Source organism: Massilia aurea (assembly GCF_024753205.1).
GTDB lineage: Bacteria > Pseudomonadota > Gammaproteobacteria > Burkholderiales > Burkholderiaceae_D > Telluria > Telluria aurea.
This window is the reverse complement of sequence record NZ_JANUGZ010000002.1, coordinates 315,958-338,284: the sequence shown is the minus strand read 5'-3', so window position 1 is coordinate 338,284 and position 22,327 is coordinate 315,958. Positions and strand designations below refer to the sequence as shown.

The 22,327-nt window shown below is 62.2% G+C and carries 18 protein-coding genes; 10 read left to right on the top strand and 8 right to left on the bottom strand.

Features of this window, described 5'->3' with window-relative positions:
- Nucleotides 1–251: 251 nt before the first annotated feature.
- The 3 genes from NX775_RS07175 to flhA all read left to right on the top strand — a co-directional run bounded on the left by NX775_RS07175 (nucleotide 252) and on the right by flhA (nucleotide 5,001).
- A complete protein-coding gene (locus tag NX775_RS07175; protein WP_258835376.1) occupies nucleotides 252–1,553 on the top strand; it encodes an MraY family glycosyltransferase in 1,302 nt (433 codons plus the stop codon).
- A gap of 164 nt (nucleotides 1,554–1,717) precedes the next feature.
- Nucleotides 1,718–2,893, top strand: coding sequence for a flagellar biosynthesis protein FlhB (flhB, locus tag NX775_RS07170; protein WP_183555777.1), 1,176 nt, complete (start codon nucleotides 1,718–1,720; stop codon nucleotides 2,891–2,893).
- Entirely contained in the window at nucleotides 2,890–5,001 is a 2,112-nt protein-coding gene (gene flhA / locus NX775_RS07165) for a flagellar biosynthesis protein FlhA (RefSeq protein WP_258835375.1), read from the top strand. The genes flhB and flhA overlap by 4 nt, the downstream gene beginning before the upstream one ends.
- Before the next feature lie 37 nt (nucleotides 5,002–5,038).
- On the opposite strand, the gene NX775_RS07160 is transcribed toward flhA, so the two are convergent.
- The 3 genes from NX775_RS07160 to NX775_RS07150 form a co-directional block, all read right to left on the bottom strand.
- Nucleotides 5,039–5,314: a hypothetical protein gene (locus NX775_RS07160; RefSeq protein ID WP_258835374.1), complete on the bottom strand. Its 276-nt coding sequence runs from the start codon at nucleotides 5,312–5,314 to the stop codon at nucleotides 5,039–5,041.
- On the bottom strand, nucleotides 5,311–5,769 hold the full coding sequence (locus NX775_RS07155) for a DUF2778 domain-containing protein (RefSeq protein ID WP_258835373.1): 459 nt from the start codon (nucleotides 5,767–5,769) through the stop codon (nucleotides 5,311–5,313). The genes NX775_RS07160 and NX775_RS07155 overlap by 4 nt, the downstream gene beginning before the upstream one ends.
- A 145-nt stretch (nucleotides 5,770–5,914) precedes the next feature.
- Complete coding sequence (locus NX775_RS07150) at nucleotides 5,915–6,238, bottom strand: hypothetical protein (protein ID WP_258835372.1); 324 nt, start codon at nucleotides 6,236–6,238, stop codon at nucleotides 5,915–5,917.
- Between the two features lie 297 nt (nucleotides 6,239–6,535).
- Here NX775_RS07150 and flhF point away from each other — a divergent pair, with 297 nt between their 5' ends.
- The 6 genes from flhF to NX775_RS07120 all read left to right on the top strand — a co-directional run bounded on the left by flhF (nucleotide 6,536) and on the right by NX775_RS07120 (nucleotide 11,602).
- Entirely contained in the window at nucleotides 6,536–7,933 is a 1,398-nt protein-coding gene (flhF, locus tag NX775_RS07145; RefSeq protein WP_258835371.1) for a flagellar biosynthesis GTPase FlhF, read from the top strand.
- The gene (locus NX775_RS07140) at nucleotides 7,926–8,744 is read left to right on the top strand and encodes a MinD/ParA family ATP-binding protein (protein ID WP_258835370.1); all 819 of its coding nucleotides are present in this window, start codon (nucleotides 7,926–7,928) and stop codon (nucleotides 8,742–8,744) included. Before flhF ends, NX775_RS07140 begins: the two co-directional genes overlap by 8 nt.
- 45 nt (nucleotides 8,745–8,789) lie before the next feature.
- Complete coding sequence (locus NX775_RS07135) at nucleotides 8,790–9,518, top strand: RNA polymerase sigma factor FliA (protein WP_258835369.1); 729 nt, start codon at nucleotides 8,790–8,792, stop codon at nucleotides 9,516–9,518.
- The gene (locus tag NX775_RS07130) at nucleotides 9,500–10,243 is read left to right on the top strand and encodes a flagellar motor protein (RefSeq protein WP_183555771.1); all 744 of its coding nucleotides are present in this window, start codon (nucleotides 9,500–9,502) and stop codon (nucleotides 10,241–10,243) included. The genes NX775_RS07135 and NX775_RS07130 overlap by 19 nt, the downstream gene beginning before the upstream one ends.
- Before the next feature lie 9 nt (nucleotides 10,244–10,252).
- On the top strand, nucleotides 10,253–11,008 hold the full coding sequence (motD, locus tag NX775_RS07125) for a flagellar motor protein MotD (protein WP_258835368.1): 756 nt from the start codon (nucleotides 10,253–10,255) through the stop codon (nucleotides 11,006–11,008).
- Between the two features lie 78 nt (nucleotides 11,009–11,086).
- On the top strand, nucleotides 11,087–11,602 hold the full coding sequence (locus NX775_RS07120; protein WP_258835367.1) for a hypothetical protein: 516 nt from the start codon (nucleotides 11,087–11,089) through the stop codon (nucleotides 11,600–11,602).
- Here the strand turns inward: NX775_RS07120 and NX775_RS07115 are convergent, their stop codons facing one another.
- From NX775_RS07115 to NX775_RS07095, 5 genes are read right to left on the bottom strand one after another with little or no spacing between them, the layout of a single operon-like run.
- Complete coding sequence (locus NX775_RS07115) at nucleotides 11,603–11,869, bottom strand: PAAR domain-containing protein (protein WP_258835366.1); 267 nt, start codon at nucleotides 11,867–11,869, stop codon at nucleotides 11,603–11,605.
- A gap of 26 nt (nucleotides 11,870–11,895) precedes the next feature.
- Complete coding sequence (locus NX775_RS07110) at nucleotides 11,896–13,710, bottom strand: type VI lipase adapter Tla3 domain-containing protein (RefSeq protein WP_258835365.1); 1,815 nt, start codon at nucleotides 13,708–13,710, stop codon at nucleotides 11,896–11,898.
- Entirely contained in the window at nucleotides 13,707–15,959 is a 2,253-nt protein-coding gene (locus NX775_RS07105) for a T6SS effector phospholipase Tle3 domain-containing protein (protein ID WP_258835364.1), read from the bottom strand. Before NX775_RS07105 ends, NX775_RS07110 begins: the two co-directional genes overlap by 4 nt.
- Before the next feature lie 9 nt (nucleotides 15,960–15,968).
- Entirely contained in the window at nucleotides 15,969–18,776 is a 2,808-nt protein-coding gene (locus NX775_RS07100) for a type VI secretion system Vgr family protein (protein ID WP_258835363.1), read from the bottom strand.
- A 6-nt stretch (nucleotides 18,777–18,782) separates the two neighbouring features.
- Nucleotides 18,783–19,838, bottom strand: coding sequence for a M35 family metallo-endopeptidase (locus NX775_RS07095; RefSeq protein WP_258835362.1), 1,056 nt, complete (start codon nucleotides 19,836–19,838; stop codon nucleotides 18,783–18,785).
- A 243-nt stretch (nucleotides 19,839–20,081) separates the two neighbouring features.
- Between NX775_RS07095 and NX775_RS07090 the strand changes: the two genes are divergently transcribed.
- Complete coding sequence (locus NX775_RS07090; protein ID WP_258835361.1) at nucleotides 20,082–22,289, top strand: putative bifunctional diguanylate cyclase/phosphodiesterase; 2,208 nt, start codon at nucleotides 20,082–20,084, stop codon at nucleotides 22,287–22,289.
- Nucleotides 22,290–22,327: the final 38 nt, after the last annotated feature.

The following is a 22,327-nucleotide window of genomic DNA, read 5'->3' as shown; positions in this document are numbered from 1 at the left end:
GGAAATGAATCTATCTAAATGTCACGAAGAGAAAGTGTAACAATTTGTGGAGAAATGGTAAGAGAAGTATCTTTACTATTGATTGTTGCGCCGCAATATACGTAGTATCATTCAATAAGCCTTTGCAAATCAATGGCTTGCATGACACTATTAATCGAGTGTGAAATTACGCAAGAAAGCCACATCGGCACGACTGGCGAATAAAAATGACACAAAATGCGATAGAATTGACGAGTTAACAAAGTGGTTCTATGAGTCTCTATAACCTGTCACTAGCCGGCATCGAAATCGGCTTCGCCACATCGCTGATCGTATCGCTTCTGCTCGTGCTCACCACACGCTGGCACGGGCGCTACTCGCTTGATGCAACGCGTGGTGTACAGAAATTCCATATCACCCCAACTCCACGTATCGGCGGCGCCGCGATCATGACCGGCCTGTGGCTGGCGCTGGGCGTCTTGCCGCAAGCGCAGCGCGATTTGCTGCTGCCAGTTCTCCTTGCTTCGCTGCCTGCCTTCGTCTTCGGCCTTGCTGAAGACCTGACCCGCACGGTTTCCGTACGCACCCGCCTGCTCGCTACCATCGGCAGTGGCGTGGTGTGCTGGCTCCTCACGGACGTCACGTTGCAGCACACCGGCTTGCCACTGCTTGACGGCATGCTCGGCTGGCTCCCGTTCTCGGTGCTGTTTACCGCGTTTGCCGTTGGCGGCGTGGCCAATGCCGTCAATATCATCGATGGTTTCAATGGCCTTGCCAGCGGCACGGTCATCATCGGGTTGGGCACGCTGGGCCTGATCGCTCTGGGCGCTGGCGACATTCACCTGGCGCAGTTGTGCTTCGTGATCTGCGCCGTGACTGCGGGCTTTTTCGTCGTTAATTTCCCGTTAGGCAAACTGTTTCTTGGGGATGGCGGCGCCTACCTGCTTGGCTTCCTGCTGGCCTGGTTGTCGGTGATGCTGGTCTACCGCAATCCATCAGTGTCGGCCTGGGCGCCGCTGCTGGCCTGCGCCTACCCGGTATTTGAAACGGTCTTCACGATCATGCGCCGCCTGTGGTGCCGCCGCCATCCCGGCCATCCGGACAGCTGGCACCTGCATAGCCTGGTCAAGACGGCAATTACCGCGCGCTACCTGCGCATGCTGCCACCGCCGCTGCGTAACGCCTTCGTTTCGCCAGTGTCATGGGGCATTGCTCTGGTGCCGGCGGCGCTCGCCGTCAATTATGCGGGTGACCCGGAGGTGCTGGTGCAGGGCGCACTGGCCAGTTTTGCGTTGTATCTGGGTGTGTATGCACTGGTTGTCCTGGCCTGGCGCGCCCGTCGCCATCATGCACCGATCGTCATGCCCAACGCTACCTCGCCGCAGGCAGCTGCCGTTGCCGTCAAGCCAGCGGCAGTCAAACCCCTCATCAACACCGGCAGCAATGGCCAGAGCGCCACGTCCGGCCTGGTTGCTGCCCGCATCGCCAATCCATCGGGCGCCAACCAGCCTGGCACCCTGGCCGATCACGGCCACAAGCAAGCAGCGCCGGTCCTCGCGCGCCGCCGCATGTAATCTCCCCGCAGTCTGTAGCCCGCAGTCCGCGCGATGCCGTCTCTGAACTGGGGCGGGTTTCCCTGCTTGTTCTCGACTTGTCCGCACGGCAATTTCAGCGATAATCTCGCTCGCGCGTACCAACGCGCGGGCGAGACATTCAAGAGCAATCGAGCGGGGGCACCATGTCGGATGATAGCGACGCAGAAAAGACCGAAGACGCATCGCCCAGAAAGATCGAGAAAGCGCGCGAAGAAGGCGACGTTCCCCGATCGCGCGAGCTGGCGACGTTCACGGTCCTGATGACGGCCGGCGCCTGCCTGTGGGCCTTTGGCGGCATGCTCGTGGGCAGGCTGGCGACCTCGCTGAAGTCCGGTCTCACGCTCGACCGCGAGCAGATCTTCAATCCCAATATCTTGCTCGAACGCATCCTTAACGACATCGTCAGCGTCATGCTGGCGTGCCTGCCGATTGCCGGCGCAGTCATGCTCATCGCCTTGATCTCGCCGATGCTGATCGGCGGCTGGCTGTTTTCGGCGAAGGCATTCATGCCCAACTTCGGCAAGCTCAACCCGATCAAGGGTATCGGCAATATGTTCTCCAAGAACGCGCTGGTCGAGCTGCTCAAAGCCATCATCAAGACGATCGTCATCGGCGTGGTGGCCTGGATCGTCGTCAGCGGCCAGAAAGAGGCGATGCTGGGCCTTGCGGTCGAGCCGCTCAATGAAAGCAGTGCTCACGTCGGCGACATGATTGGCCGCTCGTTCCTGTTCATCACCGGCGCGCTGGGGGTGATTGCTCTCATTGATGGACCATATCAGTTGTGGCATTGGAAAGACAAACTGAAAATGACGCGCCAGGAAATGATCCAGGAATCGAAGGAATCGGACGGCAATCCTCAGATTAAGGGGAAGATTCGGCAGATGCAGCGCGAAATGGCCCGGGGCCGGATGATGCAAAATGTCCCTACTGCTGATGTGATCGTTACGAATCCGACGCATTATGCAGTCGCACTGAAGTACGCGGATGGCAAGGGAGCACCGCGGGTGGTGGCCAAGGGCGTCGATGACGTCGCGGCCAAGATCCGCGAAATGGGCGCCGAGAACAAGGTGCCGATGCTCGAAGCCCCGGCCCTGGCCCGCGCCCTGTTCAAGCACACCGAGATCGATGAAGAGATTCCGGAAAAGCTGTACTCGGCGGTGGCGGAAGTGCTGGCCTACGTGTACCAGCTGCGGGCCTACAAGAAAGGCGAGGGCGACTATCCGGATCGCCCGACCAGGTTGAAAGTACCTGCCGAGATGGACCCGCTGAACCCGGCCTCGCAACAGCGACCGGCACCCGATAATGGAGCAACTGAATGACCAACAGCATGAAACTGCCAGCCTGGATGAGCGGCCTTGGAGCACAAGGCGGCAAGGCGGCAGCCCCGATCCTGATCATCATGCTGTTGGCCATGATGATCTTGCCGTTGCCGGCGTTCGTGCTGGACGTGTTTTTCAGTTTCAATATCGCGCTGTCGATCATCGTGCTGCTGACCGCGCTGTACACGGTCAAGCCCCTCGACTTTCTGGCCTTCCCCTCGATTCTTCTCGTCTCGACGATGCTGCGCCTGGCGCTGAACGTCGCGTCGACCCGTATCGTGCTGACCGAAGGCCATACCGGTAGCGCCGCTGCCGGCAAGGTCGTCGAGGCCTTTGGCCACTTCCTGATTGGCGGTAACTACACCGTCGGTATCGTCGTCTTCATCATCCTGACCATCATCAACTTTTCGGTCGTGACCAAGGGCGCGGGCCGTATCGCCGAAGTCGGCGCACGCTTCGCACTGGACGCGATGCCGGGCAAGCAGATGGCCATTGACGCCGACCTGAACGCCGGCCTGATCGGTGAAGACGAAGCGCGCAAGCGCCGCCAGGAAGTTTCGCAAGAAGCCGAATTCTATGGCGCGATGGACGGTGCCTCGAAGTACGTGAAGGGCGATGCCGTCGCCGGTATCATGATTACCGTGATTAATATGATCGCCGGCCTGATCGTCGGCGTCGTGATGCACGACCTGGCCATCGGCGAAGCGACCAAGATCTACACGCTGCTGGCCATCGGTGACGGCCTGGTGGCCCAGATTCCTTCGCTGATCATCTCGATCGCGGCCGGTATGGTTGTTTCGCGCGTGGCCAACGATGAAGACGTCAGCTCGCAGCTGACCAACCAGCTGTTTGCCCGTCCGGAAGCGCTGTACATCACGGCCGCCATCATCGGCGGCCTGGGCATGATCCCGGGCATGCCGAACATGGTGTTTTTGCTGCTGGCCGGCTCGCTGGCTGCTGGTGGCTACTTCATCTCGAAGCGCAAGAAGGAAGCGCCGGCGCAGGCAGAAGCCGCCGCCGTGGCCGACGCCGCTGCCGCTGCCCGTACGGCCCCGGCCGAAAGCGAAGAAGCGACCTGGCAGGACGTGATGCCGGTCGACACGCTGGGCCTGGAAGTGGGCTACCGCCTGATTCCGCTGGTCGACAAGAACCAGGGCGGCGAGCTGCTCAAGCGCATCAAGGGCATCCGCAAGAAGTTCGCGCAGGAAGTGGGCTTTCTGGCGCCGCCGGTACACATCCGCGACAACCTGGAACTCAAGCCATCGGCTTACCGTATCACGCTCAAGGGCGTCGAAGTGGGCAGCGGCGAAGCACTCAATGGTCAGTTCCTGGCGATCAACCCGGGCATGGCCAACGGCACGCTGCCAGGCGTGGTCACCACCGACCCGGCCTTTGGCCTGCCGGCGACCTGGATCGAAGCGAGCCTGCGCGACGAAGCGCAAAGCATGGGCTACACGGTGGTCGATGCGGGCACCGTCGTTGCCACACACCTGAACCACCTGATCACGTTGCACGCGTCGGAACTGCTGGGCCGCATGGAAGTGCAGGCGCTGCTGGACCACCTGGGCAAGGAAACCCCGAAACTGGTCGAAGACCTGGTGCCGAAAGTCGTCTCGCTGTCGACGCTGCAGAAAGTGCTGCAGAACCTGCTGGTCGAAGGCGTGCACATCCGCGACATGCGCTCGATCATCGAAGCGCTGTCCGAACACGCTGGCATGACGCAGGACCCGGCCGAACTGACCGCCGTGGTGCGCGTGTCGCTGGGCCGTGCGATCGTCCAGCAATTGTTCCCGGGCGAGAACGAGCTGTCGGTGATGACGCTGGATAACCGCCTCGAGCGCCTGTTGATGCAGGCGATGGGCGCCGGCGGCGACGGTACCGGCATCGAGCCGGGCCTGGCCGACACGATCGCCCAGCAGGCTGCGCACGCCGCCAACCAGCAAGAGCAGATGGGCCTGTCGCCCGTGCTCCTGGTGCCGGCGCCGCTGCGCGTGCTGCTGTCGCGTTTTTTGCGCCGTGCCGTGCCTGCGCTCAAGGTGCTCTCGCATGCCGAAGTGCCCGAGACCAAGACGATCCGTGTGACGAGTCTGGTGGGCGTGCCGATGTAACAGGGATGGGGCAGCGCAGGCGCTGCCCCCGTGCTCATCATGCCGGAGCAGGGCGATGGACTTGACGCCAGACCAGCCAGCCAAGCGTCGTGACCGTCAGAATCGCGCTGAAGGCCAACCCCAGGGCGACGAGTATTTCAAGATCGGCCAGCTCTTCGCCATTCCTTGAGCCGTACAGGTTGATCAGCCAGATTGCCCACGCTTCCGGGAACGGTGGGAAAAGGTCGTGGTGGATGATCAGAAAACGGGCGAGCACAACGGTGCCAGCAAGGACCCAGATGATCAGAGAAAGTCGTATCAGTGCTCTCTTCATTGGACAGTTACTCGGCCATACGCGTGCAATGAGGTGCCTGGAATGAGAACCTGACCGGCTGCGATGAGTTGATGTCGCAGTACGTTGAAGTCAGTCCGGGTTGTCAGCGTAATGCACCCTTGACTGATGCCGCGCGTACCCGCTGGATGCAGCCTGAAATTTCCTCGTTTCACGGTATTGCAAAAGACTTCATCGTCAATGTTCTTGTCGGCTGCGTACAGGGCAAACCAATCGGACCTGTCCTTGATGAAATCAAGTAGCGGACCAAGCCTGCCGCCTGACTGGCGATTGACGATGTAGTAGGCCCCTGGCGGAATTGGGCCTACGCCTGCTGCACAAGCGAACTCGCGTCGATTTTTATGTTCGCCAAGCCCGGAAAAGGCGGGAAATTTTAACGAGCTCATTTCAAACGTACTCAGCGGTTTACCGTTGAGTTTGAAGGTACATTCGACCATGGGGAACCCCTTGAAGCCTGGTTGAGGAGCTTCTGATCATAGGTAGCTGATGCAGGCAGTCGCTGAGGTGCCACAACCATGCCGCTGCCAGGTGCCAGGTGCCAGGTGCCAGGTGCCAGGTGCCAGATTCCAGGGGGCAGGGGTCCTAGCCCACCACGATTTGCTCTTCGATCGGCCCCAGGTCGGTGATCGTGACAAGGATATTCAGCGGACTGTTCCAGTCGACATGCAGATGAAACTCGACACCGCCGGGGCCGCCTTCGGGATCGTGCGGCCCGATATTGGTGACGTACACATTAGCCTCGCCCAGGTGAGGGCGGCCGGGCGGTGAATCGAAGGGGTCGGCTGTGGGCTTCCATTCTGCCGCCGTGATCAGCACGGCCGAGCTCTCGGTGAGGCCAGCCCAGTTGAAATTGCGGCGTACACGGCCTTGTACGTTACGGTAGAGCAGCCGGATCGAGCGTGCCATGGGGTTCTCCTGATGAGCGTTGCGGCACGCCAGCCGTGCCAGTCATGATTCGACCCGGCCGGCATCCGCAAGATCGGTACCTGAACGTCACCTGTTTGCGCTAGCGCAAACCCGGGCGTCTGCACCAATCCTGCCAGATGCCAATAAACTGGTATCACTTTTTCTGGTTATGGGGAAATAGGCCCTTTTCCCCATCCTTCTCGGTTGATCGTTTCCGCACGGCATCGACAATAATGATTCCTATCGATGGGCATGTGCCCGTCATGCAGAACACAGATTGAAGTGCGGAGAACCACGATGAAAGTGAAGAAATTTACAGCGGCAACTTCCCGGGATGCCTTGCGCAAGGTGCGCGAAGCCCTGGGTCCGGATGCCGTCATCCTGTCCAACCGTCCGGTCGACGGCGCCGTCGAAATCCTGGCGCTCGATAACGACGATGTCGCCTCGCTGGCCGCGCCTGTCGCCGACTCCGAAATGGCCCAGCCGAAGCCGCAGTTGCAGCACTTCGACGAACTCGCGCCAGCCGCGCCGCGCGCCACCTCGGCCCGCCGCTACCAGGATGCCGGTCCGGTCATGAACGCGCCGGTCGCGCCTGCCTATGTCGCACCCGTGGCGCCGTTGGCCCCGGTCGAGCCGGCTGCAACCTACGCCGAACGCCGCGCCCCCGCACCTGAACCAACGATCGACATGGCCGCCATGACCGCCATGATGAGCGCCGCCATCACCCAGGCCAAGGAGTCGGCGACCTCGGAAGTGAGCAACATGATGAGCGAGATCCGCGCCATGCGCGGCCTGATGGAAACCCAGCTGGCCGAACTGTCGTGGGGCTCGACCGCCCAGCGCGAGCCGCACAAGGCCACCGTACTGCGCGAAATGCTGGCCGCCGGTTTCTCGGCCACGCTGGCGCGCTACATCATTGAAAAAATGCCGGCCATGAACGAAGCGGCGCAAGCGATGCGCTGGGTGAAGACTGTGCTGGCCCGCAACCTGGCGACCATCGGCAACGAAGACGCGATGCTGTCCGAAGGTGGCGTGTTCGCGCTGGTCGGCCCGACCGGCGTGGGCAAGACCACGACCACGGCCAAGCTGGCCGCGCGCTGCGTGATGCGCCACGGCCCGGACAAGCTGGCACTGATCACGACCGATGCCTACCGTATCGGCGGTCACGAACAACTGCGCATCTACGGCAAGATCCTCGGCGTCATGGTGCACTCGGTGAAGGATGAGGCCGACCTGCGCATCGCCCTGAAAGAACTGCGCAACAAGCACACGGTGCTGATCGACACCATCGGCATGTCGCAGCGTGACCACATGGTGGCCGAGCAGGTCGCGATGCTGTCGGGCTCGGGCGCCGAAGTCAAACGCCTGCTGTGCCTGAACTCGACGTCGACCAACGAGACGCTCAACGAAGTCGTGCGCGCCTACCAGGGCAGCGGCCTGCACGGCGCGATCATGACCAAGATGGACGAAGCGGCCTCCACCGGCGGCGTGCTCGACATCGTGATCCGCCAGAAGCTCAAACTGCATTACGTCTCGAACGGCCAGCGCGTGCCGGAAGACCTGCACGTGGCCGACAGCGCGATGCTGATCGACCGCGCGTTCCGCAACCGCGGCACCGCCCCGGCGGACGCCGACCTGCCGATGCTGATGGCAGCCACCGCGCAAGCCAACCGCCGAGAGGTGTCGCATGGCTAGTTTTGACTTCGACCAGGCCGAAGGCCTGCGCCGCATGCTGCAAGGCCCGCGTCCGCGCGTGGTCACGTTTCTGTCGGCCACGCCGGAAGACGACAAGGGCGCGATGCTGGTGAACCTGGGCGCCTCGCTGGCCCAGGCCGGCAACGAAGTGCTGATCGTCGACGCGTGCAACGTCGAGTATGGTGTCGCCCGCCGCCTGGGCTTGAACCGCGGCGCTTCGCTGCTGCAGGTTGCACGCCAGGAAAGCGCGCTGAACCAGGTGATCCATCCGGCCCCGCAAGGCTTCTCGGTGGTGCCCATGGGCACGCCCGAATCGACCGACGATGTGCGGCGCCTGGGCAAGACGTTCGACGTGCTGGCCACGCAGGCAGGCATCGTGATCGTCGATGGCGAACTGGGCCCGGACGGTGAGTTCCCGGTGCCGTTGATGTCCAGTTCGGAGATCGTGATCCAGGTGTCGACCAGCGCGGCCTCGATCACCAATGCCTACTCGCTCATCAAGCGCCTGACGCAGGAACTGGGCCGCCGGCCATTCGGCATCCTGGTGACCGGCGCGACTGAGGGGGAGGCCAAGGTGGTATACGATAATATGTCACTGGCAGCAACACGTTACCTGGCCGTCAAGCTCAGTTTCATGGGCGCCGTGCCGGCCGACGAATACCTGCACCGCGCCGCGCGCCTGGGCCGGGCCGTGGTCGATGCCTTCCCGCTGGCCGGCGCATCGGTTGCGTTCCGTCAGCTGGCCGGCAAGTTCGCACTGCCTGCAATGCCGCAGTTCGGCCGCCAGGGCAGCGCGTCCATCGGTTCCTGACGCAGCCGCCATCGAATACGCACAGAGAAAAAGATACATATCAGCATGTACACGGCCAAAGGGAAAGCGGACAAGAATTCTTTGCTGACGGAGCATATGCCGTTGGTAAAGCGTCTTGCCCACCACATGAAGGCGAAGCTGCCGCCTTCAGTGGAGGTCGATGACCTGATCCAGGCCGGCATGATTGGTTTGCTCGACGCAATCAACCGCTACAAAGACGACCACGGCGCCCAGTTCGAGACCTACGCCGTGCTGCGCATCCGTGGCGCGATGCTCGACGAGCTGCGCGCGAGCGACTGGATGCCGCGCAGCACGCGCCAGAACATGCGCAAGGTCGAGGGCGCGATGCAGTCGCTGCAGCAGCGCCTGGGCCGCCCGCCGAGCGAATCCGAAGTCGCCGCGTCGCTCAAGATCTCGCTCGACGAGTACCAGGACATGCTGGCCGATTCGGGCGGCCACCAGCTGCTGTACTACGAAGACTTCCATGCCGACGAAGGCAGCGACAATTTCCTCGACCGCTATGCGGTGGACGATGCCGATCCGCTGCGCAGCCTGATGGAAACCGATTTCCGCCAGGCCGTGATCGATGCGATCGACAAGCTGCCGCCGCGCGAAAAACTCCTGATGGGCTTGTACTACGAAGAAGAACTGAACCTGAAGGAAATCGGCGCCGTGATGGGCGTGAGTGAATCGCGGGTGTCGCAGCTGCACACCCAGGCCGTCGCACGTTTGCGCACCACCTTACGGGAGCAATTATGGACTGGGCCAGCGTAATCGGCCTGGTGCTGGCAATCGCCGGCATCTTTCTCGGTTACACCCTCGACGGCGGCAAGTTCTCGTCGTTGATCCAGCCTGCCGCATTTGCCATCGTGGTGGTCGGCACCTTCGGCGCCGTGCTGCTGCAAAGCGAGACGCGCACCTTCTTGCGCGGCATCGCCATGCTGCGCTGGGTGTTCGTACCACCAAAAAACGGCCGCCAGAAACTGTCGCGCGAGATCGCACTATGGAGCCTGACGGCGCGCCGCGATGGTTTGCTGTCGCTCGAACAATTCATGAGCAAGGCCGACCCGTTCGTCGCCAAAGGCTTGCGCCTGGTGGTCGACGGCATCGCGCCCGAGAAAGTGCGCAGCCTGCTCGAACACGAAATCAACGGCTACGAATTCGCCCAGCGTCAGGCGGCGCGCATCTGGGAATCGGCCGCCGGCTATTCGCCCACGATCGGCATCCTGGGCGCCGTGCTGGGCCTGATCCACGTGATGGAAAACCTGTCCGATCCAGCCCGCCTGGGTTCGGGCATTGCGGTGGCGTTTGTGTCGACCGTGTATGGCGTAGGCATGGCCAACCTGTTCTTTTACCCGGTCGGCAACAAGCTCAAGGCCATCGTCAGCGACAAGGTGTCGCAGTACGAGATTCTGGCCGAAGTGTTCTCTGACCTGGCCAGCGGCGACCATGGCCGCGTCATCGACGAACGCGTCGCCAGCCTGCTCACGCACCACTAGCCGACCGCCATGGCCCGCAAGCGCTACGACGACGATGTCTCCACTGAAAACCACGAACGCTGGCTGATTTCGTACGCCGACCTGATCACGCTGTTGTTCGCGTTTTTCGTCGTCATGTACGCCATCTCCATCGTCAACGAGGGCAAGTACCAGGTGCTTTCCGATGCGCTCGGCGATGCATTCGGCGGACGCGGCGCGGCCACCCGAACCAACACCAATGTCGAGCCGGTGCTGCCGCTGTCGCATATCATCAACCGCCGCCGCAACGAAGCAGCGCGGCGCGAGCAGGAAAAGATGGGCGTGATGGCGCGCGAACTGTCGGCGACCTTGCTGCCGCTGGTGAAGTCGGGGCAGGTGCGTGTGATCCAGAACGCGCGCGGCATCAGCGTCGAGATCAACGCCAGCATTCTGTTCCCGCAGGGCGAAGCAGTGCTGGACGGCGAAGGCCAGGTCATCCTGGCGCAGGTGGCCGGCCTGCTCAGGAACGACACGCACCGCATCGAGGTCGAAGGCCACACGGACGACCTGCCGATCGCCAATCCGCTGTATCCATCGAACTGGGAATTGTCGACCGCGCGCGCGAGCAGCGTGGTGCGGCTGTTCGCCACCAACGGCGTGCCCGAAGTGCGCCTGTCGGCGATCGGCTTTGCCGCGACGCGCCCGGTGGCGCCCAACACCGACGAAGCAGGCAAAGCGCGCAACCGGCGCGTGGCGGTGATGATCCTGGCGGCGCTGCCGGAGACCGGCGGTAACATACTTCCGTGAATGTATTGATGGAATCATGTCATAATCGACAGGCAGCGTCGCGCGGGTGACGCCTGCCGTGATCCTCGAGGAGTCGCAATGCATGTCAAACGAAGCTCGCCGGCGGCCAAGCTGGCAATGGTGCTGTCGCTGGTCGGCGTAGTTGGCGTGGTCAAGGCCGTGGAGGCGAAGGTGAACGTCCAGCATCGGCTCGAAGTGGAAACCGGGGCCGGCAAGGTCAAGGTGCGGGTGCTGATCGAGAACCGGGGCGATGTACCGATATGGATCCCGCGCGAGATCGCGCTGGGCGACGATCTGAGCGCCCCCCGTTTTGCGCTGAGTTCACTGACGGACACGGTCGCCTACACGGGCCGCATGGTCAAACGCGGCCCGCTGAACGCTGCTGATTATCTCGAGGTCAAGCCCCAGACGACCTACCTGAACACGCTCGACATCACGCAGGCGTATGCGTTCAAGCCAGGCCAGCACAGTTACGAGATCCGTTACGCCGGCCCGTGGGTGACCGATTTGCGCAAGCTCGACGCGGGCGGCATCAAGAGCAGCCCGGCGCTGCCGGTGAAGTTCTCGCACACGGTCAGGATGGCCGCGCGCTGATTACGGCGCCTTGCAATTGGTGGCGCTGGCAATCAGCGTCGCGCCACAACTCGTCTTGTCGCCATCGAAGGCAATCAGCTTGCCATCGATTTTATGATGCGCCGAGCCGCTGACGATCTTGCAGCCATTGTGACCTTTGATAGGGCAACTGCAGGTGTCACCCACGCACGCCACGGGAATACCGCCCACCTTCACATGCCGCGCGCTGACGCTGAGAACCTTGCCGCCATGCGACGTGGCGTCGCCGAGCCTGATGATATTGCGCATGATTGAGCCTTTCTTTTGACGGTGATTCAGTCGGCTGCGGTGTCGTGTTCGGGGATTGGGTCTGCGCCCATTACTGCCGCCACTGTCGGTGGCTTGTAGTTGTCCGGATCGATCGACGGCTGGACGATGTGCTTGAAGATGTTCGCCCCTTGCGACTCGCGCCGTTCCTTGCTCGGCGGGCTGATGAACACGATGCTGGCGCCGGTCGGATCGCGCAGATTGATCGCGGCCGAGGCGCCGCCCTCGATATAGCTGCCCATCACGCCCACCGCCATCTGGACAAAGAAGGTTGCCGCGCCGGTATTGCCCATGCGCTGGTCGGTATCGATGAACTGCGACGTCTTGCCGGTGTCGATGTCGGGGCCACCCTGCGCGGCATACGCGTGCAGCGTGCCTGCCAGCGCGATTTTCTGTTCGGTGTCGTGGTTGAACGCGGCGATGATGCGCGCCGGGCCTGCGGCGCGCTGCGCTTCGGGCAGCGTCTGCAGCGCCTGCTGCCAGCCCGCTTCCAGCAGCTTTTGGCGCGCGTCGCGGCGCTTGACCGGCTTGCCTTCTTCATCCTCAAACTTGACGAATACGGGGCGGTGGATGAAGCCCATCGAGGGCAGGGCGTCGAATGCAGCAAGCTGGTTGCGGTTCCAGGGAACCGGGAACCAGGGAGTAGGCTTCCAGTCTTTCGGGGGCGGATTGGCCCAGCGCTTGTAGTCGTCGAGGAGCGTACTTTCGGGGCGGTCGAAGACGGGGTGTTTGGCGAATTTGGCAGCGGCGGGGAGCCATTCGGCGACGGTGGGTTGTCTGGTGCTATTTGGCCACTCGGCTTTCATTTCTGGCCGCATGGGTACTGTGCTCATGAGTTGGTAGTACATCTGGCGCAGGGTTTCTTGCAAATAGTTGTTGTCCGGATCGGTCCATGCATAGGGCCGCAGTGGCTCGACCCGCTCGCGCCGGGCCAGGACGAAGACCGCACTGGCATCGGAGTACTCGGGAATGTAGTACCCGTCACGGACAAGTGGGGGGCTGCCGGGTAGCTGCATATAACCGCGGTCTGCTGCATCGTCGGCACTTAACAGGACGAGATAAGGAAGATCGGGATGTGCATCGAAAAAGGCAAAGGCGTGCTCCAGTAGCTGGTCTGGCCTTTCTCCAAGCTGCCATGGACCAGTGACGAACAGGTGCCAGGCCATGCCGGTACCTTCGGCGCTGGATGCAAGGCCTTCCATCGGCATGACTGCACTCGGCTGCTCTGCAGGGTTGTTGATAGGCCCGCCGGCATACATGGTTGGCACACCCCAAAACATGGGAGATGGGTCTGCCCCATTTTCCAGCGCGTCGCAAGCACGGCTGCCGGTCTGTCCTATTTTATCGATTCTGGTCCATGGATATTTTTTGGGATCGGGTTCACGAATGCTGTTGTAGGGCTCGCCTCCCTGCAACGCTTGCCAAAGCTTGCCTTGACGGTACTGTTCGACCGTAACGCCCAATCCAATTACTTCCAGCACGTATTCGCGCCGGGATTGTTCCGATTTCTTATCGAGATTTTCCTGTTCCTTGAGTTGATGATTTTTTTGTTGCCATGCCCGTTGGCGTTCATGAATAGCACTCGAGTCAAACAGCCACTTTCCGCCGAATAAAATCATGACTACCATGAGGGGAATGCCGAACCAACGCACTTTGTCCATCGTTGTCTCCACATTGAAGTTGCCAAGATCCGGGCGTAATACGCTGAGATCGAATGCGATCCCTATCAGGAATAACACCGGAAAAGTGATTGCTGCTCCCAATACATATTTCCACTTCTTGGGTAACGCGGTCGGGAAGTCATCCGACAGGCTATTTTTCACGATTTTCCTTTCGAGGCGGACATCACGCGCTTGCCTGAGATTGTTTCTGAGATGACGATGTCCCAAAGTCCACCCTTAAGCAGAGGCAGTCCGTGTGGAAGCGCACCGCTGCTGTAATAGTCGGCATTGCCTACTATTAGCTGCCTTCTCCAATCGGGCTCATTTGCGTAGAAGGCACTGAATGAATAAAGGAATTCGCTCCAAGTCAAAATACCTTTACGTGCTTTTTTAATATTTATTGTCTTCTTCAGCCGCCAATCCGCCACCGCGCACAAATAGGCATAGAAGGCCGGATCACTTACCGCTTTGCCACTTCCGATCGATAAGTCGTACGTAGTGATTCGCCGATGATTTTTTCTGCTTCCAAAAATCGCGCTATGAAACGATTTCGGACTGACTTCCTGCTGCCAGCGCAGCCTTGCAGCATTTGGACTTTCCTGTACCTGCGCGGAAATGACATGTTTGTAGCGCGTGGCCCATAAGATGCGCGACATGTCATCCGGGTTGGTATTGCCTCGGAATTGGGAATTGTTGTATGCGACTTCCAGCCGTTGACGGTCTTGCTCCGAGACGTCATCAGCCCCTCCGCGCTCGACCGATGCGACAACAGACGCCGGCAGCCCTACGGTCTTGACAAGCAGGCCTTTATTGCTCGCAACGGCGATGGCGGCATCAATCGGATCGACTTCCTCACAGGGCCCGCGGTTTTCGCGCTTGAGGTGCGCGAGCATGGAATGCGTTGGAATTTTGTCTGGATTGACTTGGTTGCCCCAAATATCGGCTTCGCAGGGTGTTTTGAGCGCTTCTCCATTGATTGTTCGGATGCCAAAGCGATACACGGGATAGTCGAGGCTGAACTGTCCTGCCTGCGGTAACGATTGACGCAGCATACGTCCGCTGGATGCTACATGGGCATGGTCATCCTCTCCCGGCAGTCGCAACACAAAGTCATGTGGTGGTTGGCCGATCAGCACTGGCGCAGGTTTCGCCAGCCCGGCGGCAGCTCGCAGCTTTCCTGTAAAAACGCGTTGACGGAACGAGGGCCCCATTTCCTTGAGCGCCATGCGTTCTACCTTCAGCATTGACGGCGACGGCCCGAACTTCGCTTCATCGCTGAGCACGTCTATCTTGTTTGAAGGTGGTGGGGCGATTAAGTACGCAACAGCGTCAGGTATCCCTTGCCAGCCAATCCCGCGCATATTGTCGAGAGCGACCGTCATGTCTTCCGGGCTGAAGTACAAATAAACTTTGCCCCGGTTGTCGCGATCAGCATCCGCCTTCCAGCGCCCGTGCACCATCCCGCAGGAGTCGGTCTCGCTGATCTTTCCGAACAGGGGTGAGGTTCCCTTCGACTTCGCAACACCGGCGACAATATTGACCAGCGTCTGCAGGCGCGCATAGACGTTTTGTCTGCTGGCGATCAGGTCGTAAAACCCTTCCATGGCCTTGTCGCTGTCACCTGTAACAAAGGTAGCGGTCCGCATTGCCATGCCCATCTTTTCATCCATGCTATACGGCGGATGCGTCAGAATCAGCGTATCCGCCGTACGCTCACCCATCTCCATCAGAAAAGCCTGTGCCAGCAAGCTGATCAAACAACCCTGGCTGTGCGCGACGATGTTGACAGTGTCATTCGGCTCATACTGGCGAATCATCGCCACCAGCGCCGCCAGGCGTCGTGCAGCAAGCACCATGTACATTCGGCCCGGTCCGTTTTTGACAGGCCGGAGCGGGTCACCGGCCGGATCGATTGGCGCATATATGCCCTTGTTCCACATGTCGGGCAGGGTACTGGTGGCATTGCCGAACGGGCCGCCGCCCTTGGACAGGTCCTTGTCGAGGCGATTGCCGTTGCGATCCGTCTTCTGGCCATTCACAGTCTTCGTCAGATTGCCCACTTCACGAAAGCCCCAGTAAAACGGGATCACCGGACTATCCGTGTCGGGCGCCGTGTTGCGCTTGAAAAACACCGCATCAGGATCATCCAGCAGCGTCTCCTTATCCTTCGCGTTAGGCATCCGGTACGTCCCAGGCTTGAACTTGCGCAGCAGGCGATCCTGCAGTCCCGCGCACAGCCCTTCCTCGACTGCGCCATAGCTGGTGCCAACATCGTTTACGCCGTGTACCACGATGATGTTGCAGGGTTGCTCGCGCGGTACGTCGACAACCTTGTCGCTGATGCGACAGGGTTGCAGCAGCGCGTTGTCGCGTTTGATGACGTATTCACTTTTCGGATATTTGTTGGCCATCCCGCTCTCCTATTGGTCTTTGCCACCGCGCGACAGCACGATTTCAGCCAGATGCATCGCATCACGTGCCATCAGTTCGGACTTGCCCTGCGCATCGCTGACACCCTCCAGGCTCGTGCCATCACTGAGCGCCACGCGCATCTTCATGTCCTTCACCAGCGCGCCCAGTGGTTCGGCGCCGTCGTCGTCCGCCACGCCCCGTGGATAGCGCAGTTCCAGTTTTTGATCCGCACCGCCGGCGCCAAAATCAGGAAACTGCGCCGCCATCGATTCAGGCCCATCGAGCGTGTAATCCGGTGCATGAAACCGCAGAGGCGCCTTGCTGCCCAGTACAGGCGGGCCGTCGCCCAGCTTGAGGAACGAACCGTCAGCAGCCACCAGCAGGATGACCTTGCCCGTGACCGTCACCGTGCCTTCCGTCGCCGTGAGCTGCATGTTCTGTGCCGATTCGATGGCCGTGTCGTCGTGCTGGCTTTGCATCAGGAGCTTGCCGTTGTGAGCGATCGCATGCAGCCCGCCGTGATGCGCGAACAGCGACAACCCTTTGCCGGCATTGACCGAGAACCGCTGGCCTGCGGTCAGTTGCATGTGCTGCTGCGCGGCTGTGTCGACGTTGGTGCCCGCGTAGCTGACCACGGCTTTCGAGCTGGCAAAGCCGATTCCTGCCGGGGACGTCACGGCGATCACCGGTTCGCCCGGCTGCGCCGCCTCTGGCTTGGTATTGCTGCCGTCTTCCCACCCCGTGAAGCGCGCCAGCAGCGCCTCTTGCTCGGCCGTGTCGACGGCTAACCCGTTGTGCTGCGCCGCGTAGTTGCCCAGTGACGCGCACAGTTCGCCACAGTCGCGCAGCAGGCCAAGATAATCGTCACGGGCCAGCTGCGCACCCTTGTCGCCGCCACCCAGCAGCTTCCAGGCGCTGAGCAGGATGCCGCGCGCCGCGTGTAGTGCGATGGCTTCTTCGGTGCGTAATTCGGCCCCTTCACCGCGCGGCCTGGCGCTGCCTTCCTGACGCGGTTCGGTCAGGTAGCCCAGATTGAGTTCACTGGCCCCATGGTCGCTCTCCAGCTGCGCGCTGATCTGTCCGGCCGTGTCATCGAGACGCAGCTGGTTGCCGCGCTGGCCGCGGATTTCACGGCTGCGCAGGCCCGACTGAAAGCGGTTGGCGGGCAGGCCATCTTCGCGCCGGAAGCCCGGTGGCGGGGCGGCGCCGTTGTAGACCTGGGCGATGATGACCGGCTTGTCGGGATCGCCACCGGCGAACGCCACCAGCACCTCGCTGCCCACGGGCGGCAGCAGGCGCGCGCCACACTGGTTGCCGGCGCCGTTGCCCGCCCAGCCGGATGCAACACGTACCCAGGCCGAGTCGCGATCCGAACCCGACGCGCCAGCGCCGTCCGCGTGTTCCTGTGCGCGCGTCGCCGGGAAGCGGATCTTGACGCGCCCCAGGTGATCGCACCACACGGCCTCGTCCTGGGGTCCAACGACGATCGCGCTTTGCAACTGCGGCTGCGGAATCACCGGCGGTGGCGGCACGATCCGTATGCCACGCCGCACACAGCTGAAGCTGGACCGGTAGCGCAGCGCCTGGGCGGTGTCGTCAAGCCGGACGATGTCCCAGCCGCTGCGCGCAAACAGCCGTTCGACTTTGGCACTGACGTCCGCCGGCAGGTTGTTGGTGGTATCGATGCGCTGGGCGGTCACGACGAATTCGCGCTGTTCTGGCTGGTGCTTGTCGATCTCGGGATGGCCGGTCAGGCCGAACCACTCGCCAACGGCCAGGTCGCGTACCGCGCCTTCGCCATGGAAGCACTTGGCGACGAATTCGTGGTACGCCACCAGCGCATCGCTGATGGCCAGCAGGTCGAGCCGGTTGTCGCCAAGGTGCGGCGCCGTCACCTGGTACTGTTCCAGACCGGCGGCCAGCGCATTGCCGGTCTTGCCCTGGTTGACGCGCAGCGGCGAACTGGTCGTCGATCCGCCCTTGCCGGGGTTCAGGTAATCCCAGCTGTGCAACGACGTATGGCCCGGCACCAGCGTGCGCTCGGCGCTCCAGAGCGTGATCGCGTCGCGCTCCTCGGTCGCGCCGTCGCGGTGAAAACGGATCGTGCCGGCTGCATTGTGCGCCAGTTCCCTGTCATCGTCGAACAGCACCAGCGAGTGGCCGATGCCGTCGACATCGCCACCTGCCTGACGCTGCCTGTCGGTTCTGCCCGGGCGGAAAAACCAGGCGATGCCGCGGCGCTGCATCAGGCGGCGCACGAAGCTGGCATCCGATTCGTTCAACTGCATCGTGAGCGCGCGCTTCGGGAGATTGCGGTTGAGCAGACCGCTATGAATATCGAAGTCGAAGGTCGACGCGATCACGGGATTGTTTCTTTGCCACTCTTTGAGGACCAGTTCGATGATCTCGAGCTCACTCTTGTCGCGGAAAACGCGCGTGGTGCGCGTCGCGTCCATCACCGACAGCGCGTCGCGCACGGTCAGCTTGTAACTCGCGATCCCGCCGTCGCTGTGACCCGATGCCGCCGCCGTGACGATCCCGCAGAGCCTGCGCAAGTTGCCTCGGTCGGTCACGATCTGCAGTTCGCACGGCAGACCAATAAAACGCTTCAGTTCGAGCGTCGCGTTTTCGGACAGGCACAGAATCTGCAGCTCGAGGCCGCCGCACACTGATTCGCTGGCGCTGGCATGGTGCGGCAGCAGCGCATTGGTATCGGCGGTGCCGGGCTGGCCCAGCACCATGCGCAGAGGCCGGTTACGCGTGTCGAGCCGGTAGTTGACCAAGGCCGCGGCAAGGGTGGTCGGGAGCAGTGTCATGGTCGATCACTCCCCGGCAGCCTGGGCCGCAGTCGCCTGCCGCGGCGTGTTCTCGCCGAAATACTCATACGAATCGGCGTTGTTGATCGCCCGCTGCGGCGCGCTGCGCGCCATGTCCGCCGCTGCGGCCTGGCCGTACACGTGGTCGTCGGTCGCCGCCACCACATTGAAGTGGCTCAGCTCGTGCATCAGCGTGCCGCCGCGCGAATCGGTCCCGGTCGGCGCTGCGGTCCAGAACGCCTTGCACACCCAGACCGTGTACGGCCGCGCCGGATAGACGTAGGCGAAATACGACTCGTCGCAATCGCAGTCGATCTTGACGGGCTTGTTCTCGAACGCCTCCCTGATCGCCGTGACATTGGCTGTGACCTTCGCGCCGCGCGCGGCGTCCTGCGCTCCGAACCACATCGCATAGCGCGCGCCGTATGGCGTGCCCGAGGTCAGGTAGGCCTGGCTGTCGGCTGCCATCGCGCGCCCGGCCGCCATCGCGGTTGTCAGCTGCGTTTGCTGCGCATTGGTGCAATTGGCAAAGCCAGGACCAGTGGACGTGGCGTCCTGCAGGGTCGGCGTGCTGCTGCCGTCAATCCGGATCGTGACGGGGTTGGACGTCAGCTCGCCCACCACCGCGCCAGTGGTCGCGCCCGGCGCCGGCATGGCCGGACTGCGGTAGCGGATCGTGTAGTTGCCGGTGATGCTCATCTCGTAGAACCGCGAGAGCTCGACCGTCTGCGTAAGCACCTCGCCCGGGGTCAGTTGCAGGTAATCAGCCGGCCCCGGCGCGGCGCGCTTGATGCGGCGGCCCAGGTAGCGCACCGGCTGACCGTCGCGCTGGACCTCGAACAGCGGCGCCTCCAGCGCCGGCTGCGGCGTGCGCCAGCGGAGCAATTGCTGGACCGTGTTCGAGGTATTGGTCAGCGTGACGCCCACCAGGACGTTGTCGCCGCCTCCAACCGCCGGCTGCGCCGGGGTCAGCGTGACGTTGACCTGGGCATGCGCCGCGCCGGCACTGCACACGACGGCGAGTGCGCCAGTGGCGCGCGACAGCAGAAAACCTGAATGCATGGTGGACTCCGGTTGGGTTGGACCGGATAACTCTCACCTTATTTTCTCTGTCCACATTGAGCCGCTGCAGCGCCGTACATTGGCGAACTTGAATCATGTCATCTGCTACGCAGAAATCTCACACAAAATAACAACAGAGAATCGACAACGGTCGCCTGCATGGCGTTGCTTTGCTATCATGCAACAATCGTATCCAACAAAAAATAACACTCGATCATGTTGGATAGCCAGAGGTGCTTTCCCATGATGATCCAGACGAACGAGACTCCCGCACCACACACCGATGTGGCTTCCAGCCTGCACACCGCAGCCATCCAGGATCAACCTGAGACCAGTGAAGCCCACGCGCTGCGGGACGCCCACGCGCTGCTTGGCCAGAACCGCAACTATCTTGAGCAAGTGATCGACGGCATGCCGGCAGGATTGCTGGTCATCGACGCCGAGCGCTGTGTGCGCTCGATGAACCGCATGATGGCCCAGCTGATCGACGCGCCGGAAGAATCGGCCAGCGCCGGCCATCCACTCGCGCGCTGGCTGCCCGACGCCGGCCTGGCCGCGCGCGTCAGCGATGCACTCCTCACCGGCATGCCGCAAGACCACGTGCTCGTCTCGCTCGAAGGCGGTCCGGACGGCGTGCGCCATCTCGAATTCAATATCCGCCGTACCGAGCAGGCCGGTGGCTACATGCTGCTACTGATTGGCCAGGACATCACCTTCCGCCGCAAGGCGCGCCTGCGCCTGCAGGAGAGCGAGGAATTTTTCCGCCTGACCTTCAGCCAGGCGGCGGTGGGCATCGTGCTGCTGGGCCCGGACGGGCGCCTGCTGCGCGTGAACGGCAAGATGGCGCAGATCCTGGGCTACACCGAAATCGAACTGCTGCAGCGCTTCTTCCAGCAACTGACGCACGTCGACGATTTGCCGGACGAGCTGACACTGGTGAAACGCCTGCGCGATGGCGAGATCAGCGACTACCAGCGCGAGCGGCGTCTGCTGCGGCGCGACGGTACGCCGATCTGGGTCAATGTCAGCGTCTCGACGATGCGCGACGCCTATGGCAACCAGCGTTTCATCTCGGTGGTCGAAGACATATCGCGCCGCAAGGGCGCCGAAGAAGCGCTGCTGCGCGTGATCAATCACGATGCCCTGACCGGCCTGCCGAACCGCGTGCTGCTGCAAGACCGGCTCGAACGCGCGATTGCCCATGCGCACCGCGCCGGCACACAGGTAGCCGTCATGTTCATCGACCTGGACCGGTTCAAGCACGTCAACGACACGCTCGGGCACGATGCGGGTGACCAGCTGATCGTCGAGATCGCGCGCCGCCTGGCCGGTTCGCTGCGCGAGAGCGATACCGTGGCGCGCCAAGGCGGCGACGAATTCGTCGTCGTGCTGCCCGAGATGACCGGGGAGACCGACGCCGCGCGCGTGGCCCGTAAGCTCCTCGACAACCTGTTCCAGCCGCTGCTGCTGTGCGGGCAAGAGGTCTTCCCGACCGGCTCGATCGGCATCGCCATGTACCCGCGCGATGGCACCGACAGCGCCACGCTGCTCAAGTGCGCCGACAGCGCCATGTACGGTTCGAAAGGTGAGGGCGGCAACGGCTTCAGCTTCTACATGGCCGACATGGGCGCGCAGACCGCGCTGCACCTGCGCATGGAAAGCGAGCTGCAACGGGCGCTGCAGCGCCGCGAATTCGTGCTGCACTACCAGCCCGTGGTCGACATCGCCACCGGCCACCTGGGCGGCGTCGAAGCGCTGCTGCGCTGGCAGCCGCTGGGCAAGCCGATGGTGTCGCCGGCCGACTTCATCCCGCTGGCCGAAGAAACCGGCCTGATCGTGCCGATCGGCGAGTGGGTACTGGAAACCGCGATGGCGCAGCAGGTAGCCTGGCAGAAGGACGGCTTGCCGCCGGTGCGTATGAGCGTGAACCTGTCGGCGCGCCAGTTTCTGGGCCAGGACGTGGCCCAGCGCGTCGCCGTGCTGCTTGAAAAAACCGGGTGCGATCCGCGCGCGCTGACACTCGAAATCACCGAGAGCGTGCTGATGCAGAACCCGGTGGCGGCCACCGCCACGATGGCGCGCCTGGCCGCCATGGGCGTGCAACTGGCGATCGACGACTTCGGCACTGGCTACTCGAGCCTGGCCAGCCTGAAGCGCTTCCCGATCCACAGCCTCAAGATCGACCGCTCGTTCGTCAGCGACCTGATCGACGATGCCGATGACGCCGCCATTGTCGACGCCGTGATCGGCCTGGCGCACTCGATGAAGCTCAACGTGATTGCCGAGGGCGTCGAAACGGCCGACCAACTCGCCTTTTTGCTGGCCCACGGGTGCGACCAGATGCAGGGCTTCTGCTACAGCCGGCCAGTGGCGCCGGATGCCATCGAAGCGCTGCTGTGCGCAGCGCCTGCTGGTCAGGGCCAGCAGGGCAATCTCACGACCGCGGCATAGGCGCATGCACGCTTATTCCGATTCCCGTTTCGTCTGTT

Coding starts and splice junctions, on each gene's coding strand:
- NX775_RS07175 (WP_258835376.1), top strand. CDS start 252: ATGAGTCTCTATAACCTGTCACTAGCCGGCATCGAAATCGGCTTCGCC.
- flhB (WP_183555777.1), top strand. CDS start 1,718: ATGTCGGATGATAGCGACGCAGAAAAGACCGAAGACGCATCGCCCAGA.
- flhA (WP_258835375.1), top strand. CDS start 2,890: ATGACCAACAGCATGAAACTGCCAGCCTGGATGAGCGGCCTTGGAGCA.
- NX775_RS07160 (WP_258835374.1), bottom strand. CDS start 5,314: ATGAAGAGAGCACTGATACGACTTTCTCTGATCATCTGGGTCCTTGCT.
- NX775_RS07155 (WP_258835373.1), bottom strand. CDS start 5,769: ATGGTCGAATGTACCTTCAAACTCAACGGTAAACCGCTGAGTACGTTT.
- NX775_RS07150 (WP_258835372.1), bottom strand. CDS start 6,238: ATGGCACGCTCGATCCGGCTGCTCTACCGTAACGTACAAGGCCGTGTA.
- flhF (WP_258835371.1), top strand. CDS start 6,536: ATGAAAGTGAAGAAATTTACAGCGGCAACTTCCCGGGATGCCTTGCGC.
- NX775_RS07140 (WP_258835370.1), top strand. CDS start 7,926: ATGGCTAGTTTTGACTTCGACCAGGCCGAAGGCCTGCGCCGCATGCTG.
- NX775_RS07135 (WP_258835369.1), top strand. CDS start 8,790: ATGTACACGGCCAAAGGGAAAGCGGACAAGAATTCTTTGCTGACGGAG.
- NX775_RS07130 (WP_183555771.1), top strand. CDS start 9,500: ATGGACTGGGCCAGCGTAATCGGCCTGGTGCTGGCAATCGCCGGCATC.
- motD (WP_258835368.1), top strand. CDS start 10,253: ATGGCCCGCAAGCGCTACGACGACGATGTCTCCACTGAAAACCACGAA.
- NX775_RS07120 (WP_258835367.1), top strand. CDS start 11,087: ATGCATGTCAAACGAAGCTCGCCGGCGGCCAAGCTGGCAATGGTGCTG.
- NX775_RS07115 (WP_258835366.1), bottom strand. CDS start 11,869: ATGCGCAATATCATCAGGCTCGGCGACGCCACGTCGCATGGCGGCAAG.
- NX775_RS07105 (WP_258835364.1), bottom strand. CDS start 15,959: ATGGCCAACAAATATCCGAAAAGTGAATACGTCATCAAACGCGACAAC.
- NX775_RS07100 (WP_258835363.1), bottom strand. CDS start 18,776: ATGACACTGCTCCCGACCACCCTTGCCGCGGCCTTGGTCAACTACCGG.
- NX775_RS07095 (WP_258835362.1), bottom strand. CDS start 19,838: ATGCATTCAGGTTTTCTGCTGTCGCGCGCCACTGGCGCACTCGCCGTC.
- NX775_RS07090 (WP_258835361.1), top strand. CDS start 20,082: ATGATGATCCAGACGAACGAGACTCCCGCACCACACACCGATGTGGCT.